This is a genomic window from Bifidobacterium thermophilum (genome assembly GCF_037482445.1).
Lineage (GTDB): Bacteria > Actinomycetota > Actinomycetes > Actinomycetales > Bifidobacteriaceae > Bifidobacterium > Bifidobacterium thermophilum_B.
This window is the reverse complement of the sequence record NZ_JBBHLY010000001.1, coordinates 70,529-87,354: the sequence shown is the minus strand read 5'-3', so window position 1 is coordinate 87,354 and position 16,826 is coordinate 70,529. Positions and strand designations below refer to the sequence as shown.

Annotated in this window: 12 protein-coding genes and 1 tRNA gene; 11 read left to right on the top strand and 2 right to left on the bottom strand. The window is 61.0% G+C overall.

Annotated elements, in window-relative coordinates:
* Nucleotides 1-222 precede the first annotated feature (222 nt).
* A complete protein-coding gene (locus WD012_RS00360; protein ID WP_339561843.1) occupies nt 223-1,569 on the top strand; it encodes an NAD-dependent succinate-semialdehyde dehydrogenase in 1,347 nt (448 codons plus the stop codon).
* Nucleotides 1,570-1,816: 247 nt separating this feature from the next.
* On the opposite strand, the gene WD012_RS00355 is transcribed toward WD012_RS00360, so the two are convergent.
* On the bottom strand, nt 1,817-2,347 hold the full coding sequence (locus tag WD012_RS00355; RefSeq protein WP_339561842.1) for an Lrp/AsnC family transcriptional regulator: 531 nt from the start codon (nt 2,345-2,347) through the stop codon (nt 1,817-1,819).
* 252 nt (nt 2,348-2,599) lie between these two features.
* On the opposite strand from WD012_RS00355, the gene WD012_RS00350 reads away from it, so the two are divergent.
* From WD012_RS00350 to WD012_RS00325, 6 genes are all read left to right on the top strand, one after another.
* A complete protein-coding gene (locus WD012_RS00350; protein ID WP_339561841.1) occupies nt 2,600-3,784 on the top strand; it encodes an ABC transporter ATP-binding protein in 1,185 nt (394 codons plus the stop codon).
* On the top strand, nt 3,781-4,785 hold the full coding sequence (locus WD012_RS00345) for an ABC transporter permease (RefSeq protein WP_339561840.1): 1,005 nt from the start codon (nt 3,781-3,783) through the stop codon (nt 4,783-4,785). Before WD012_RS00350 ends, WD012_RS00345 begins: the two co-directional genes overlap by 4 nt.
* A 19-nt stretch (nt 4,786-4,804) precedes the next feature.
* Nucleotides 4,805-5,827, top strand: a complete 1,023-nt coding sequence (locus WD012_RS00340) for an ABC transporter permease (RefSeq protein WP_339561839.1) — start codon at nt 4,805-4,807, stop codon at nt 5,825-5,827.
* Between the two features lie 176 nt (nt 5,828-6,003).
* Nucleotides 6,004-7,089, top strand: a complete 1,086-nt coding sequence (locus tag WD012_RS00335) for an ABC transporter substrate-binding protein (RefSeq protein WP_339561838.1) — start codon at nt 6,004-6,006, stop codon at nt 7,087-7,089.
* Nucleotides 7,090-8,020: 931 nt separating this feature from the next.
* Nucleotides 8,021-9,397 (top strand): aspartate aminotransferase family protein, encoded by a 1,377-nt coding sequence (locus WD012_RS00330; protein WP_029576028.1) that lies wholly within the window; start codon nt 8,021-8,023, stop codon nt 9,395-9,397.
* Nucleotides 9,398-9,751: 354 nt separating this feature from the next.
* A tRNA-His gene (locus WD012_RS00325) sits at nt 9,752-9,827 on the top strand.
* Between the two features lie 883 nt (nt 9,828-10,710).
* Here the strand turns inward: WD012_RS00325 and WD012_RS00320 are convergent.
* Nucleotides 10,711-11,274: a hypothetical protein gene (locus WD012_RS00320; protein WP_339561837.1), complete on the bottom strand. Its 564-nt coding sequence runs from the start codon at nt 11,272-11,274 to the stop codon at nt 10,711-10,713.
* A 960-nt stretch (nt 11,275-12,234) separates the two neighbouring features.
* Here WD012_RS00320 and rpsL point away from each other — a divergent pair.
* The 4 genes from rpsL to tuf all read left to right on the top strand — a co-directional run bounded on the left by rpsL (nt 12,235) and on the right by tuf (nt 16,615).
* On the top strand, nt 12,235-12,606 hold the full coding sequence (gene rpsL / locus WD012_RS00315; protein WP_004269067.1) for a 30S ribosomal protein S12: 372 nt from the start codon (nt 12,235-12,237) through the stop codon (nt 12,604-12,606).
* Nucleotides 12,607-12,611: 5 nt separating this feature from the next.
* Nucleotides 12,612-13,082 (top strand): 30S ribosomal protein S7, encoded by a 471-nt coding sequence (gene rpsG, locus WD012_RS00310; protein WP_015450699.1) that lies wholly within the window; start codon nt 12,612-12,614, stop codon nt 13,080-13,082.
* A 33-nt stretch (nt 13,083-13,115) separates the two neighbouring features.
* Nucleotides 13,116-15,245, top strand: coding sequence for an elongation factor G (fusA, locus tag WD012_RS00305; protein WP_339561836.1), 2,130 nt, complete (start codon nt 13,116-13,118; stop codon nt 15,243-15,245).
* Nucleotides 15,246-15,415: 170 nt separating this feature from the next.
* Nucleotides 15,416-16,615: an elongation factor Tu gene (gene tuf, locus WD012_RS00300; protein ID WP_339561835.1), complete on the top strand. Its 1,200-nt coding sequence runs from the start codon at nt 15,416-15,418 to the stop codon at nt 16,613-16,615.
* Nucleotides 16,616-16,826 lie beyond the last annotated feature (211 nt).

Below are 16,826 nucleotides of genomic sequence, written 5' to 3'. Positions count from 1 at the left end.
CGCAACATGCTGCTGCGTAGGAATGCGGGTGTCGGGCATGTGCCTGATCCGGTCTGCTGATCGCATGCCCGCAATATCCCGGTAACGCCGATGATACGGAAATCGCATATCATGCCGCCAAACGCAAAGGAAAACGCGGGCAAAACATTGATATTCAGCGAATATCGCATGGATATCGTTGACTGGCTGCGTATTGCGTGAGTTGCGACAACGAAAGGCGACATGATGAGCAGATATGCAGTGACCAATCCGGCGACCGGACAGGTCGAGGAAAGCTTTGAAACCTTCACCGACGAGCAGGTCGCCGCGGCGGTGGACGCCGCCGATGACGCCTATCGCACGTGGGGGAGGACCACGACCATCGAACAGCGTGCGGCGCTGATGCGCAAGGCGGTGGCCGCCTATCGCGACCAGCAGCAGGAGCTTGCCACGATCATCAACCACGAGATGGGCAAGACCATGGACGAGGCGCTTGTCGAGGTGGAATTCTCGGCGGAAATCCTTGAATATTACGCCGATCACGCCGCTGAATTCCTTGCCGACGAGCCGGTCGACCGCGCCGCGGCGGGCACGGCGTTCATCCGGCACCTGCCGATCGGCCCGCTGGTCGGCGTGATGCCGTGGAATTACCCGTACTATCAGGTGGCCCGGTTTGCCGGACCGAACCTCATGCTCGGCAACACCATCATTCTTAAGCACGCTTCCCTGTGTCCCAAGTCGTCGGCAGCGATGGAGCGGATTTTCCTCGAGGCGGGCTTCCCGAAGGGCGCGTTCGTCAACGTGTACGCCACCAACGAGCAGATCGCCAAGGTCATCGCCGACCCGCGCGTCCGTGGCGTATCCCTGACCGGTTCCGAGCGTGCCGGCAAGGCGATCGCCCAGGAGGCCGGCGCCGCTTTGAAGAAGGTCGTGTGCGAACTGGGCGGCAATGACGCGTTCATCGTCATGGGCACCGACGATTTGGATGCCGCGGTCGAGGCCGGTGCGAACGCCCGGTACGAGAACAGCGGCCAGATCTGCAACGGCGCCAAGCGGTTCATCATCATTGATTCGCTGTACGACGAGTTCCTGAAGCGCTTCATCAAGGTGTCCAAGGAGCGCCAGCTTGCGCCGCTGTGCTCCGCCTCAGCCGCCGACGGACTCGCCGCCCAGGTGCAGGCCGCGATCGATGACGGGGCGAAGGTGGTGCTGGGCGGCACCGAGCATGACGGCGCCTACTATCCGGCGACCATCCTGACCGATATCCCTGAGGGGTCCGCCGCGCGACGCACGGAGTTCTTCGGGCCGGTCGCCCAGTTCTACCGGGTGTCCGGCGAGGATGAGGCCATCGCGGTCGCCAACGATTCGCCGTACGGTCTTGGCTCCTACGTGTTCACCACCGATCATGAGCAGGGGCTGCGCTTCGCGGACCGTCTGGAATCCGGCATGACCTATATCAACGAATCCGGCGCCGATTCCGCGGAACTGCCGTTCGGCGGCGTGAAGAACTCCGGGTTCGGCCGCGAAATGGGCCCGCTCGGCATCCGCGAATTCGCGAACTACAAGCTCGTCACTGAAGCCGCGCGCTGATTGCGGGCGCATCGGGAACGATGATGGCCGGTTGCCGCATATGGCAGCCGGCCATCGCTTTGTCGGGCCACCCGGCCCAGACGGCATTGCCGGACGACGGCGACACCATGAATCCGCATGACCGCCGGTAATACTGCCAGGTTGCGCGGGTTGTGGCACTATCGGCCACGTTGTGTGCGGGTCTGGATACGGGGACTTCGAGAAGGGGCGATGCCCTGCGGCTCCTGTGCTTGTCGGCCTTCGCGCCTCACCGCACGCCGAAATCGTACCGCTGCTCAATGAGCCGCAAATAGGTAAAAACCTCGGTATGGTCCACCCCGGGAATTTTGCGGATGCGCATCACCAGGTCGAGCAGGTCGTCGTCATCGGCGGTGAACACCTCCAGCAGCATGTCGAAACGCCCGGCCGCGGCGACAATGTAATCAATGCCGCCGGTCTTGCGCAGCCGGTCGGCAATCGCGTCCAGGTCGCCGCTGGTGTTCACGCCGATCAGGGCCTGCCTGCGATACCCCAGCTGGATGGGATCGGTGACGGCGACGATCTGGATGATCCCCGCCTCGACCAGTCGCTGGACGCGCCCTCGCACGGCGGCTTCGGACAGGCCGACCACCTTGCCGATCGCCCCGTACGGCTTGCGTCCGCTTTTCTGCAATTCGCGGATAATCGCCTTGTTCGTCTCGTCGAGCAACGTGCACTTGTGTGGTTCCATGGCTGCGGCGCCGTTGTCCGGGGAGCCTGCCGCCGGGAACGGTTCGTGGATATCATGCTGAACTCTCATGCGACCATATCAGCAGGTGTTTGTTCACGATGCGAGACCAAGGGGAAAATTCCGCGTTACGCCGCATTTTTAGTCGCAATATTACGTTTACGCAACGGAAATCATCGCAACCTTTGATAAATCACAACGAAAACAGCAGAGACCAAGCCTCGCACGCTATCGAACTCGAAGTTCTCGCAAGCCACGCACGAACGTGACGCGTCCCGCGGACAGGCGCCGCAGGATGACCGGACGAATTACCAAGGAGGAGCGATGACCACGACACAATCACCTGTCCAGGATGCGGTCCCGTCATCATCTGCGGCGGAATCGCATCAGCCGGATGATACCGGCGTCCGTATCGGCCGCGACAAGGACGTGGAATTGAGAGAAAGCGGCCTGACTATCAACCGCGCCCGCAAGACCTTCCGGTCGGCGGAAGGCAAATTGGTCCACGCCATCGACGACGTGAGCCTGAACATCGAAGCCGGCGAATTCTTCGTGCTGCTCGGCCCCTCCGGTTGTGGCAAGACGACACTGCTGCGGTCCATCGGCGGTCTGGAAACCCTGGATGCCGGCGAAATCTATCTGGGTGACCAGCGCATCGACGAGATGCCGCCATACGAGCGTCCGGTCAACACCGTATTCCAAAGTTACGCATTGTTCCCCAATATGACGGTGGAACAGAACATCGCTTTCGGCTTGGAAATGGAAAAGAAGCCGAAGGACTACATCAAGCGCAAGACGCAGGAGATGCTCGATCTGGTGCATCTGAGCGAAATCGGCAAGCGCCTGCCCAGCCAGTTGTCCGGCGGCCAGCAGCAGCGTGTCGCGCTCGCCCGGTCGCTCGCGAAAAGCCCGAAGGTGCTGTTGCTCGATGAATCCCTGTCCGCGCTTGATTTCAAGCTGCGCCGCCAGATGCAAGTCGAATTGAAGCGTCTGCAGCGAGAGACCGGCATCATCTTCATTTTCGTCACGCACGACCAGGAAGAGGCCCTGTCGATGGCCGACCATATCGCCGTGTTCTCCAAGGGCAAGCCCGAGCAGGTCGGCACCCCGGAGGAAATCTATGACAAGCCTGCCAACCGGTTCGTCGCCGACTTCATCGGTGATATCAACTTCCTCGACGCCACCGTGCATGATGCCGGCTCGGTCGAGGTCGAAGGCAAGATTTTCCCCGTGACACAGGATTTGAGCGGGTATGGCAAGGGGACGGCCGTGAGCGCGGCCGTGCGCCCGGAACGCATTGTGCTCGGCCGTGCGGGGGAGGGCGCCCTGCAGGCCACGGTCGAAACCGTCACCTACATGGGCTCGGATGTACGCTGCCATGTCCGTCTCGCCGACGGCACGCCCGTACAGATCCGTGTCAACCCGCCATTTGACGCCGAACTGCTCACGGTCGGCGCGAACGTCGGGGTGACGGTCAGCCCCGACCACATGAGGGTGGTGGAACGATGAGTGAAACCTCTTCCGCCTTGGATGGCAGCAAGCCGCCGATTTCTGCGCCTTCGCAAGAGGTCAAGACAACGACCTCCCGTCGCCGCCGCACCCTGTTCGCCGCCTCGGGCAGCATCAAGCCCGGTATGCTGTCGCACTGGTATTCGATTCCCGCTATTATCGTCGGTCTGCTGTTCACACTCGGCCCGATCTGCGTCATCGTCGCGTTCTCCTTCATGAGCCAGCCGGATGTCGGCGGCGGCGTGGTCTACAAGTTCTCCACGAACGCTTACAAGAAGCTGCTGTTCACCACCGACTTCCTGGGTCGCACCTCCTTCGACCCGCGGTATCTCAAGGTGTTCGGCACTTCGTTGTGGCAGGCGCTTGTCACCACGTTCATCTGCATCGTGCTGTCCTTCTTCATCGCCCTGTGGATGTCGTTGCGCAAGCCGTCAACCCAGCGCCTGCTGGTGTTGCTGATCAACATCCCGTTCTGGACGAACCTCATCGTCCGCACCTACGCGTGGATGCTCATCCTCAATGAAAACGGCCCGATCAACGGCTTCTTGAGGTTCATCGGCGTCGGCAGCAAACAGCTGCTGTACACGTCGGGTGCCTCGTTGATCGGCTTGATCTTCACCTTCCTGCCGTTCGCGATCATGCCGATGTATTCGGCGCTGTCCGGATTCGACTTCCGTCTGGTCGAAGCCGCATACGACCTGGGCGCCCGCAAACTCACCGTGATGCGGCGGATCATCCTGCGCGCCGCGAAACCAGGCGTCACCTCGGCCATTGCGCTGTGCTTCATCCCTGCCTTCGGCTCCTACGTGCAGCCCGTGCTGCTTGGCGGCGGCCGTGTCCTCATGGTCGGCAACCTGATTGCCTCCCAGTTCTCCGAAGCGCGCAACTGGCCGTTCGGTGCGGCATTGTCCACGGTGATTCTGCTGATCACGCTGCTGTGCGGTGTCGCGGCAAGCATCGGCGGCGGCAAAGCGGCGCGTGACGCCGGCATGGCGGTATGAACAGAACGAGGTGAGTGCAATGACTAGCAGCAACAAGGAAACCAAGCGTACCGGGGAAGCGGCGGATATCCGCACGGTCGCCGGGACACCCGACAGCGAAACCGCTCCGGTCGTCCACATGGATTATGGCACCGCGGCGGAATTCGGCGCCATCGTCGAACGAACCATCGACGAACGCGGCGAACACGCGTCCGCCCAAATGCCGCAATGGCTCGAAGACAAGCAGCCCGACCGGGCGCTGAGCACCCGGCGTTCCGGGCGAAACCGGCTGAAAACCTTCCCCGGCGTCGCGTTCATCAGCGTGCTCGTCATCCTGTTCCTGTATCTGCCGATGCTCATGGTCGTGATGTTCTCCTTCAACGGCGGCCGTCAGGCGCTGCTGTGGAAAGGGTTCTCCCTGTCCTGGTACGGCACGGTGTTCCACGACCCGGCAATCATCTCGGCGACCCTGACCTCGCTCGAAGTCGCGGTCATCGCGATGGTCCTGTCCACTGCCATCGGCGTGCTGTTCGTGCTCGCCGCCGACCAGATGTCACGGGCGGGTTCGGCGCTCGCAGGCTGGCTGATCAACGCGTCGCTGATTATCCCGGAGGTCGTGCTCGGCGTCGCCACCATGGGCTTCATCCGTATGATCGGCCTGAAGCCGGGCTTGCTGCCGCTGATTCTCGCGCATACCACCTTCTGCATCCCGTTCGTGGTGATGCCGTTGCGCGCAAGGTTGCAGACCATCGACACCTCGTGCTTCGAAGCCGCAGTGGATCTCGGCGCGTCGCCAATCACCACGGTCCGCCGCGTCACCCTGCCGCTGCTGGCCCCGGCCATCGTCTCCGGCGCGCTGATGGCCTTCGTGATCTCGATGGATGACTTCATGATCTCGAACTTCCTGACATCCGCCGGCACGACGACCCTGCCGATCTACATCTTCTCGCTTATCCGCAAGGGCGTGAACCCGAGCATCAACGTCGTCGCCACGCTTCTGCTCCTGCTCGCCGTCATCGTGACCGTCATCTCCTCGGTCCTGACCAACCGCAAGGACGACTGAACGGCGGCGTGCGCCAGAGCGCAGCCGTCATACCGAAGAAAGGAGCCGAAATGCGCACCTCATCAGCTGTTATCCCTTCAAATCATTCATATTCCGACTACCGTGAGAGCGGGCGTGGCTGTGGCCGCGGGTACGTCCGCGGCCACGTGGGCAGGACGTTCCGTCGTGTGGCGTGCATGGCGCTCGCTGTTGCGGGCCTGCTGTCGTCCGCCGCATGTTCGGGCGGTATCTCGGATTCCGCTCGCACGACTGATGTCATTGCCGATGGGGCATACCACGAGGCGCATGGCGGCGAACTGCACATCTACACGTGGGCCGGCTACATGCCTGATGACGTGATCAAGAAATTCGAGAAGGACACCGGCATCAAACTTACGGTGGACACCTTCGAAAGCAACGAGGCGCTCGAGGCCAAGCTGCAATCCACCGGCGGGTCCGGGTATGACATCGTCATGCCGAGCGACTACATGGTCTACCAGCTCATCAAGGAGCATATGCTCGTCAAGTTCGACGTGTCCAAACTGCCCAACGGCAAGAACATCTCCAAGGAGTTCTCCAGCCCGTACTACGACCCCAAGCTCCAGTATTCGGCGCCCTACGTCATCGGCTACACCGGGTTCATGGTCAACACCAAGAAGATCCCCAAGTCCGCGGCGCCGACCAGCTGGAAGGAGTTCTTCGCGCTGTCCTCCAAGTACGGCAAGTCGCAGCTGCTCAATGATTCCATTGAGGTGACCAATGCCGCGTTGCGTGCCGTGGGCTCTGAGCAGTGCACCACCGATGCGCACGCCTACCAGAACGCGAACGATCTGCTGCAGTCCTACCGGTCGAAGGTCGGGGTTGTCAGCTCGGAAGGTGTGGCGGATCGTCTGGCTTCCGGGGAGCAAGTCATCGGCATGATCTGGAGTTACGACGCTTACCAGGCGCAGCAGTCGAACAAGGATCTCGAATTCGTCTACCCGTCCGATGGCACCACCCAGTTCGTGGACAATATGGCGATTGCCGCGGGGGCGCAGAACATCGACCAGGCCAAGACCTTCATCAATTACATGCTGGATCCGAAGAACAAGGAGGCGATTGACGAGTCCGCGGGCGCCGGGTCTGTGCTCAAGGGCGGTGATGCGTTGCTGCCGAGCGAGATGCGGTCGTCCAACACAATCGTGCCGAGCGCGGATGAACTCAAGCATGCAGTGACTGAGAAGGCCTGCTCGAACGCCATCAACGACAACTACACGCAGCTGTTCGAGAACTTCAAGCAGTGATGCGGCTGCGCAAGGAGTGCAGCGGGTGCGGCTGTGCGTCTTGCGTGGTTGCGGGGCAATCGGGTCATCCGGAGGGAAACCTCCGTATGACCCATTGTTGTGTTTGGGGGAGTACTGGACTGATCGTGCTTGACTGGACTTTGGGCTCATTCGTGATGCGGGGTGCGTCAATTGCGCAATGGCGGGTTGGCGCGTGATGACAGTGGTGCCGCCTTCCGCGTCACCCGGCGTCGTGCCTGTCATCGTGTGGGGATTCGCTCGCACGGAGGCGGTTGGTGTTGTCCAGGTTGCAGTCCCGGAGGCTGCATATCCGGCGATGTGTGGGGATTCGCTCGCATGGTGACCGGTTGGTTGGGTCGGATGTTGTGGATGGGGTGGTTTGAGGATGGTTGTGTGAGGTTTGGCTCACACGGTGACCGGTTTGGTGCCCGGGATCGTTGATTCGGTGGTGCGGGTCTGTCATCGTGTGAGGATTGACTCACAAGATGGCGGCTGGTATGACCGGGATGTGGCCTGAAGACTGCGTATCTGGCGATGTGTGGGGATTCGCTCGCATGGCGGACATGTTCCCGCCTTCCATCGCCTGGCTGGCAGTCCGTCCACCGGTCCGTGCGAGGTTATGCTCACATGCCGGGCCCCATCGTCGCCTGCGGCGTCGGCGCTCACGAATCCTTGGTATTCCGGGCCAATCCTCATATCCTTCATCGGTCGCAACTCGGATGCGCACAGCGCGATGCTCGCCGCCGCTGCGAATCACTCTCGAAAGCGAACATCCATGTTGACGAATTGTTACGAGCGGAAAAACGGTTCCGGAATCAGAAATCCCAACGAAATAATGCTGGTTTTACCTATGAATGTACGAAATTCGTAGCCAAGATGATGGAATGCGACGGAAAACGCATCATCGGGCTGCAGAAGGAAAGGATTCGACATGACGGCCAGCATCAGTGAAGCCAGGATCAAGGAACTCACCGCCAAGGAAGGTGAGAAGCTCAACGCCAAGCTCGGCAAGTCCCGCGAGATGTATAACGAAGCCCGCAAGCACCTGTGCAACGGCGTCGCCTCCTCCTATCAGCTGCGCGACCCATGGCCGATCTACGTCGATCACGGCAGCGGCTCCAAGCTGTGGGATGTGGACGGCAACGAATATTACGACTTCCACAACGGCTACGGTGCCATGGTGCAGGGCCATGGCAATCCGGAAATCGGCAAGGCGATCGCCGAACGGTTCCCGAAGGGCACGCATTTCGCGCTCCCTGACGAGGATGATTTCGTAGTCGCCGACGAGCTGACCCAGCGTTTCGGCCTGCCGAAGTGGCGTTTCACCAACTCCGGCTCCGAGGCCACCATGGACGCGATCCGCATCGCCCGCGCCTACACGCACCGCGACCACATCATGAAGATCTTCGGCTCCTACCACGGTCACCATGACGCGGTGATGATCTCCATCGTCGGCGATTACGAGAACATCGGCGACAAGAACCACTTGAAGAAGATCCCGTACGGCGCCGGCATCCCGAAGTCCCTGATCCCGCTGACCGTGCCGGTGCCGTTCAACGACGCCGACGCGCTCGAGGCCCGCATCCGCGAGATGGAAACCGATGACGAGGCTCCTGCGTGCCTGATCATGGAAGCCTGCCTGATGAACATGTCCATCGTGCCGCCGGAGCCCGGCTACCTCGAGAAGGTGCGCGAGATCACCAAGCGCCACGGCATCGTGCTCATCTTCGACGAGGTCAAGACCGGCCTGACCATTGGACCTGGCGGCGCCACCAAGCTGTTCGGCGTGACCCCGGACATGGTCACCATGGCCAAGGCGATTTCCGGCGGCCTGCCGATGGGCGCCATCGGCGGCACCGACGAGGTGATGAGCGTCGTCGAATCCGGTGAGGTCTACCAGGTCGGCACCTACTCCGGCAACCCGCTGTGCGTGGCCGCCGCCCGCGCCAACCTCGAGAAGGTGCTCACCCCGGAGGCCTACAAGCTGTTCGACCACCTGAACAACCGCCTGATGGAAGGCTGCACCGAAGTCATCAAGAAGTACGACTTCCCGGGCTACTCCATCGGGTTCGGCGCCAAGGGCTGCGTCACCTTCTCCCCGCACAAGATCGTCGACTATGTGACCTTCAAGCAGGGCCAGCGCACCGACTTGAACCAGCTGTGCTGGCTGTACGCCGCCAACCGTGGCGTGTTCATGACGCCGGGGCGCGAGGAGGAATGGACGCTGTCGGTGGCCCACGATGACGCCGCCTGCGACGCCTACATCAACGCCTTCGCCGAGATGGCGCACGATGTGACCGCTGAGTAACCCCAATCAAGCCTCCCCGAAGCCGGGTTCCAATACACTGCACTCCTCTTGCCCGGCTTGGGGTGTCATTCGCGACCGTGGTCGAGTGGCATCGCGCATGCGGTGCTGTTCGGCCACGGTCGTTCCACTTCCGCGGGGCGGTTTATGGTGGTACGTTGTGGCGTTGGTGTGTTGCAGTGTTGCAGTGTTGTCTGTCGTTGTGTTGGGTGTTTCGTCGATGGCGGTGTAAATGGGTGTCGTGCGTTTCTTGGGTTGCGGGTAAAAACGACGCGCCGGGAAGCATACGTCCTGAACATCGTGTATAGTCTTTGACTGTTGTGCGAAACGAGGTTCACCTCGGTTTGGCGCCACATGGTGGATATAGCTCAGCCGGTAGAGCATCTGATTGTGGTTCAGAAGGTCGCGCGTTCGAGCCGCGTTATCCACCCCATCAACCCCGGGTTCGCCCGGGGTTTTGTTTTTCCTCCCGACTTGTGCCCACGATGCGACAGTGCGTCGCCGGGCTGACGTTCCTTTCGCAAACCGGTTACGCTAGGGCCACCGTCGGCGTAGCCAGTTCGTGAGGGCGATCGGCCGAACCGCGCGTAATGTGACGATGGGATCCGGTATGTGCGGTGCGTACTCTGCTCGGCGCTCAGCCATGTCCCGGCCGGCCATAGATTCGTGCTCAACGTCGTGTCCGTCCTTCAACCTTCTGCCGACGCTTAGGGACGCCTCAGCGTCGGCAGAAGCAGAACAATGACCTTCTGCCGACGCTGAGTGTGCCGTGAGTGTCGGTGGAAGCAGGACAGCCACGGTTACGGGCGGAAGGGGGTCCATAGTGGTTGCTTGGGATTATTCGGGTCGGCGGCACCGGTGTGCCCGGGAGAAGTCGGCGGATTGCCCGATTTCGTGCTGTTTTTCCGCACAGGATGTGGGAGTTCTATGGAATCCGGCGCTTCTGAAGATGATTTCCCAACGGAAACGTTGGAATCATGCGATTCCTGAATTCGCCACTGAAATCGTGTTCGGGAGAAAACAGCCGGATTCGCGTATCCGCGGTAAACTCCGCAAACAGCCGGGAGATAATCCGTCTTGAGGTCGTGCGTGGATATTCTCCCGGCGGTTCGTGGGCTTCATCGGCAGAATGTTCGCTGATGGTCGTTCGTTACATCAAGTCCCGTATTCGTGGATTGACCTTGATACGCTTCCCGTCCCCACGAGTGATTCGCACGACAGCCGCCATGTCGTCTTGACTGTCGCCCCCTGCACGCGATACGGTTCGTCTCCAAGGCGGGAGACGCTGAGGCGAGTCAGGGGCGAAGTCTGGAATCTCAACTTCTCGTAGCGATCATGGACCGCGAGGTGACTGGGGTTGCACGGTGGTCCGGCAAGCTCGTCCCGGTTTTTCGACGCGTTCTGTGCGTTGCCGTTCGGTGGTGACTGGTCTGTGTGATTTTGGATTGCATAATCCCTTGTTGCACGAGGCTTTGCGCGGTATCGGCAGCTGTGGCTGACACGCCCGCATCGCGAAGAAACTTCGGCGTTTCTTTTCTTTTCGGACCGAGAAATCCGGTATAATTGCAATTGAAGGCCGGAGTTGGATTCAGCCGAGCAAGTCGACGGGATCCAATGGAGCGCAAGTCCGCAAGGGCTGGTGCAACGCCTTCGAGATAATTGAATATCGAAAACTGAATATTGGTGATGATTATGTGCGGCACGGGCAGTACGGCAAGGTAGGCCGGGCCGCTGAAGCCAGCTGGCGTAACAAGCGCATGAGGCGCTGGGTATGTTGTGTTGGTGAATGGCATAAGGTTTAGGTTGCCGCGCAAGGTGGCGCGGCGTTGGACATGATGATCACCTCCTTCCAGGTGGCCCCCGCAGATGCAGTTCGGCATTGCGGGGGCCACCTTTTTCTTGGGTATGGGGATATGGGCAACAATGGAGAAGGCCGCAAAGGGATAAATCACAATGGGGCATGCCGCAATACGTGTCCGATGGTTCGGCAATGCGCATGCCGCCCGCTATCCCTCATCCAAACCGGTTACGCTGAGGGCGGTGTTTGCGCGGGTTTGCCTGGAGAGTCGCTGGGTTCGTCCGTGGGTTGTTTGGATGTGGCTGTTTCCGGGAGTCGGGATACGACAACAGGGGTGGTGCTGCTTGCCATGTATGGCGGTACTTGGGGGAGTGATTTTCCGGGAGAATTGTCGGATTCGCCTGATGAGCGCATAAACTCCCGCACGAAGGCTGGGAGATCATGGAAATCCTTGGCCCTGCGGATGATCTCCCAATAGGACCGTTGGAAATCCGCGGTTCTGAAAATCGCCCTCTGAAGCCGTTACTGGGAGAATATCGCCGTATCGGCGCAACCGCGATAAACTCCCGCACCAATCTGGGACTTCATGGCCCGTCGACCGGGTTCCGCATATTCTCCCGCATCCGCAACGCCAAGGTCGCGTAACATGACCAGCGAGGAGATCCAGACATGCCGTTGGTTCCCGATACCCCGACATGCCGAAGTCGCCGATGTTCGGATGCTTCCGGATGAGCAAACGCATTCATGATGGTGTTCCGGCAGAAGTTCCCCGATATCCCAATAATTCCCACGGGCGTGTCGCACCCAGTCCGATGATATAATAAAAATCCGTGTGTGCCAGCGGTATGCCTTATGTGACAGGCGTGGGCGCTGGGATATCCCGGAATCCGTTAGATTGCGCGCGGTGACGTGGCGGCAGGAGGAGGACGGGCCATCGGGCCGGTGGACTGTGGCTGTTTCATATCTCCGATTCTGCGGGAATGTGGGGCCTCGGTGCGGCGGCTTCACCTGAACAGGAAATCAATGAATCGGAGAACTGAAGTTGCCTACGATTGAACAACTTGTCCGCAAGGGACGTAAGGCCAAGCCGAAGAAGTCCAAGACTTTGGCCCTGAAAGGAAGCCCGCTGCGCCGCGGCGTGTGCACCCGTGTGTATACCACCACCCCGAAGAAGCCGAATTCGGCTCTGCGTAAGGTCGCTCGTGTGCGTCTGAGCTCGGGCATCGAAGTCACCGCCTACATCCCCGGCGAGGGCCACAACCTGCAGGAGCACTCCATCGTGCTCGTGCGCGGCGGCCGTGTGAAGGATCTGCCGGGCGTGCGCTACCACATCGTGCGTGGCGCGCTTGATACCCAGGGCGTCAAGGACCGCAAGCAGGGTCGTTCCCTGTACGGAGCAAAGAAGGCGAAGTAAGAGATATGTCACGTAAAGGACCCGCTAAGAAGCATCAGGTGCTGCCCGATCCGATCTACGGTTCGACCGTTGTGGCGCAGCTCATCAACAAGATCCTGCTCGACGGCAAGAAGTCGATCGCCGAGGACATCGTGTATTCGGCTCTTGATATGGTCAAGGAGAAGACCGATCAGGAGCCGGTGGCTGTGCTCAAGCGCGCTCTCGACAACATCCGTCCGAGCCTTGAGGTCCGTTCCCGCCGTGTCGGCGGTGCGACCTACCAGGTCCCGGTCGAGGTGAAGCCCGCTCGCGCGAACACCCTGTCGCTGCGCTGGCTGACCGACTTCTCCCGCGCTCGTCGCGAGAAGACCATGGCCGAGCGCCTCGCCAACGAGATTCTCGATGCGTCCAACGGTCTCGGTGCTTCAGTGAAGCGTCGCGAGGACACCCACAAGATGGCGGAAGCCAACAAGGCCTTCGCTCATTACCGCTGGTAATTGACTGAAGAGAACAAGAGCTAAGGAACACTTATGGCACTGGACGTGCTTTCCGACCTGCATAAGGTACGCAACATCGGCATCATGGCCCACATCGATGCCGGTAAGACAACCACCACCGAACGCATCCTGTACTACACCGGCAAGAACTACAAGATCGGTGAGACGCACGATGGCGCTTCGACGATGGACTTCATGGCTCAGGAACAGGAGCGCGGCATTACCATTCAGTCCGCCGCAACCACCTGCTTCTGGCATCGTCAGACCCACGACGTGGATGACCAGTTCCAGATCAACATCATCGACACCCCTGGCCACGTGGACTTCACCGCCGAGGTGGAGCGCTCCCTGCGCGTGCTCGATGGCGCCATCGCCGTCTTCGACGGCAAGGAAGGCGTGGAGCCGCAGTCCGAGACTGTGTGGCGCCAGGCTGACAAGTATTCGGTCCCGCGTATCTGCTTCATCAACAAGATGGATAAGCTCGGCGCCGACTTCTACTACTCCGTGCAGACCATCAAGGACAAGCTCGGCGTCAAGCCGCTCGTCATCCAGCTGCCGATTGGCGCCGAGAACGATTTCGCCGGCGTCGTCGACCTGGTCCGCATGAAGGCGTACGTCTGGAATGACGTCAAGGACGATCTCGGTGCCCACTACGACACCGTGGACATCCCGGATGACCTCAAGGACAAGGCCGAACAGTACCGTGCCGAGCTGCTCGACGCGTGCGCCGAGACCGACGAGGACCTGCTCGAGAAGTACCTCGAGTCCGGCGAGATGACCGAGGACGAGATCCGTACCGCGATCCGCAAGCTCACCATCGCCCGCGAGGCCTTCCCGGTGACCTGCGGCTCCGCGTTCAAGGACAAGGGCGTGCAGCCGATGCTCGATGCAGTCGTCGACTACCTGCCGAGCCCTGAGGACGTCCCGGCCATCAAGGGCTTCAAGCCCGGCGACGAATCCGTGGAAATCGACCGCAAGCCGACCATGGACGACCCGTTCTCCGCGCTGGTCTTCAAGATCTCGACCCACCCGTTCTACGGCAAGCTCGTGTTCGTGCGTGTCTACTCCGGTGTCGTCAAGCCCGGCGACACGGTGCTTGACTCCACCAAGGGCAAGAAGGAACGCGTCGGCAAGATCTTCCAGATGCACGCCGACAAGGAGAACCCGGTCGACGCTGCAGAAGCCGGCAACATCTACACCTTCGTCGGCCTGAAGAACGTGACGACCGGCGATACGCTGTGCGATGAGAAGAGCCCGATCTCCCTGACCTCCATGACCTTCCCCGACCCGGTGATCGAGGTGGCCGTGGAGCCGAAGACCAAGGCCGACCAGGAGAAGATGAGCATCGCCCTGGCGAAGCTGTCCGACGAGGATCCGACCTTCCGCGTCAAGACCGACGAAGAGTCCGGCCAGACGCTGATCTCCGGCATGGGCGAGCTCCAGCTCGACATCATCGTCGACCGTATGCGCCGCGAGTTCAAGGTCGAGGCGAATGTCGGCAAGCCGCAGGTCGCGTACCGCGAGACCATCCGCAAGGCCGTCATGAACCAGGAGTACACGCACAAGAAGCAGACCGGCGGTTCCGGCCAGTTCGCTAAGGTGCTCATGAACTTCGAGCCGATCGACCCGGCTTCCGGCAAGACCTACGAGTTCGTCAACGAGGTCACCGGCGGCCACATCACCAAGGAGTTCATCCCGGCCATCGACGCTGGTGTCCAGGAAGCCATGCAGTCCGGCGTGCTCGCCGGGTTCCCGGTGGTCGGCGTCAAGGCGACCGTCACCGATGGCCAGACCCACGATGTCGATTCCTCGGAAATGGCGTTCAAGATCGCCGGCTCCATGTGCTTCAAGGAAGCCGCTCCGAAGGCCAAGCCGGTCATCCTCGAGCCGATCATGGCCGTGGAGGTCCGCACGCCGGAAGAGTACATGGGCGACGTGATGGGCGACTTGAACTCCCGTCGTGGCTCCATCCAGTCCATGACCGACGCCACCGGCGTGAAGGTCATCGACGCGAAGGTCCCGCTCTCCGAGATGTTCGGTTACATCGGCGACCTGCGTTCCAAGACGCAGGGTCGCGCCATGTTCACCATGCAGATGGACTCGTACGCCGAGGTCCCGAAGGCCGTCTCCGACGAGATCATCAAGGCCCAGCGCGGCGAGTGACACACTGAGCCGCATCGGACTTGCCCTGTCCCCAGTCGGCGCTAGAATAGACTAGCGTTGACTGGGTTCGGGCTCTGATGTGGCACACAACCCAGAAACCCAGTAATATGTAGCGAGTGCCTAGCGCGAAGATCGCGCGGGCAAACTACGAGACGTCCAGGAGGACACACATGGCAAAGGAAAAGTACGAGCGTACTAAGCCGCACGTTAACATCGGCACCATCGGCCACGTCGATCACGGCAAGACGACCCTGACCGCCGCCATCTCCAAGGTGCTGCACGAGGAGTTCCCGGATCTCAACCCGGAGTATGACTTCGACCAGATCGACGCCGCTCCTGAAGAGAAGCAGCGTGGTATCACCATCAACATCGCCCACATCGAGTACCAGACCGCGAAGCGCCACTACGCTCACGTGGACTGCCCGGGCCACGCCGACTTCGTGAAGAACATGATCACCGGCGCTGCCCAGATGGATGGCGCCATCCTCGTTGTGGCCGCCACCGACGGCCCGATGGCCCAGACCCGCGAGCACGTGCTGCTCGCCCGCCAGGTCGGCGTGCCGCGCATCCTCGTTGCGCTGAACAAGTGCGATATGGTTGACGACGAAGAGCTCATCGACCTCGTCGAAGAAGAGGTCCGCGACCTCCTCGACGAGAACGGCTTCGACCGTGACTGCCCGGTCATCCGTACCTCCGCGTACGGCGCCCTGCACGACGATGCTCCGGATCACGAGAAGTGGGTCCAGACCGTCAAGGACCTCATGGATGCCGTCGACGAGTACATCCCGACCCCGGTCCACGATCTCGACAAGCCGTTCCTGATGCCGATCGAGGATGTCTTCACCATCTCCGGCCGTGGCACCGTCGTGACCGGCCGTGTTGAGCGCGGTAAGCTCCCGGTGAACTCCAACGTGGAGATCGTTGGCCTGCGCGACACCCAGACCACCACCGTCACCTCCATCGAGACCTTCCACAAGCAGATGGACGAGGCCGAGGCTGGCGACAACACCGGCCTGCTGCTCCGTGGCATCAACCGTGACCAGGTCGAGCGTGGCCAGGTCGTGGCTGCTCCGGGCTCCGTGACCCCGCACCACAAGTTCGAGGGCGAAGTCTACGTCCTGACCAAGGACGAGGGCGGCCGTCACTCGCCGTTCTTCTCGAACTACCGTCCGCAGTTCTACTTCCGCACCACCGACGTCACCGGCGTGATCACCCTGCCGGAAGGCGTCGAGATGGTCCAGCCTGGCGATCACGCGACCTTCACGGTCGAGCTGATCCAGCCGGTCGCCATGGAAGAGGGCCTCACCTTCGCTGTGCGCGAAGGCGGCCACACCGTTGGCTCCGGTCGTGTGACCAAGATCATCGAGTAGTCTGCGCCTCGCAGGTTCTACCTGATACGCTGAACTAGCGTAAACGCCCCTGAGGTTCCCCTCGGGGGCGTTTTCATTTGCCACGCATTTGCCACGCATTTCCATCGCGTGTTTTTATCGCGTATCGCCCTGCACATGTACCCGGCATCCCGCGCCGCAGCAGTCGTGTTGGGCGTCAAGGCATCGAATGCCGGCTATCGGAAGAAGCGAT

Excerpts from the sequence above, each read along its gene's own strand:
- fusA (WP_339561836.1), top strand. The coding sequence starts at position 13,116 with ATGGCACTGGACGTGCTTTCCGACCTGCATAAGGTACGCAACATCGGC.
- WD012_RS00320 (WP_339561837.1), bottom strand. The coding sequence starts at position 11,274 with ATGCCGAACTGCATCTGCGGGGGCCACCTGGAAGGAGGTGATCATCAT.
- tuf (WP_339561835.1), top strand. The coding sequence starts at position 15,416 with ATGGCAAAGGAAAAGTACGAGCGTACTAAGCCGCACGTTAACATCGGC.
- WD012_RS00330 (WP_029576028.1), top strand. The coding sequence starts at position 8,021 with ATGACGGCCAGCATCAGTGAAGCCAGGATCAAGGAACTCACCGCCAAG.
- WD012_RS00350 (WP_339561841.1), top strand. The coding sequence starts at position 2,600 with ATGACCACGACACAATCACCTGTCCAGGATGCGGTCCCGTCATCATCT.
- WD012_RS00345 (WP_339561840.1), top strand. The coding sequence starts at position 3,781 with ATGAGTGAAACCTCTTCCGCCTTGGATGGCAGCAAGCCGCCGATTTCT.
- WD012_RS00335 (WP_339561838.1), top strand. The coding sequence starts at position 6,004 with ATGGCGCTCGCTGTTGCGGGCCTGCTGTCGTCCGCCGCATGTTCGGGC.
- rpsG (WP_015450699.1), top strand. The coding sequence starts at position 12,612 with ATGTCACGTAAAGGACCCGCTAAGAAGCATCAGGTGCTGCCCGATCCG.
- WD012_RS00360 (WP_339561843.1), top strand. The coding sequence starts at position 223 with ATGATGAGCAGATATGCAGTGACCAATCCGGCGACCGGACAGGTCGAG.
- WD012_RS00355 (WP_339561842.1), bottom strand. The coding sequence starts at position 2,347 with ATGAGAGTTCAGCATGATATCCACGAACCGTTCCCGGCGGCAGGCTCC.
- WD012_RS00340 (WP_339561839.1), top strand. The coding sequence starts at position 4,805 with ATGACTAGCAGCAACAAGGAAACCAAGCGTACCGGGGAAGCGGCGGAT.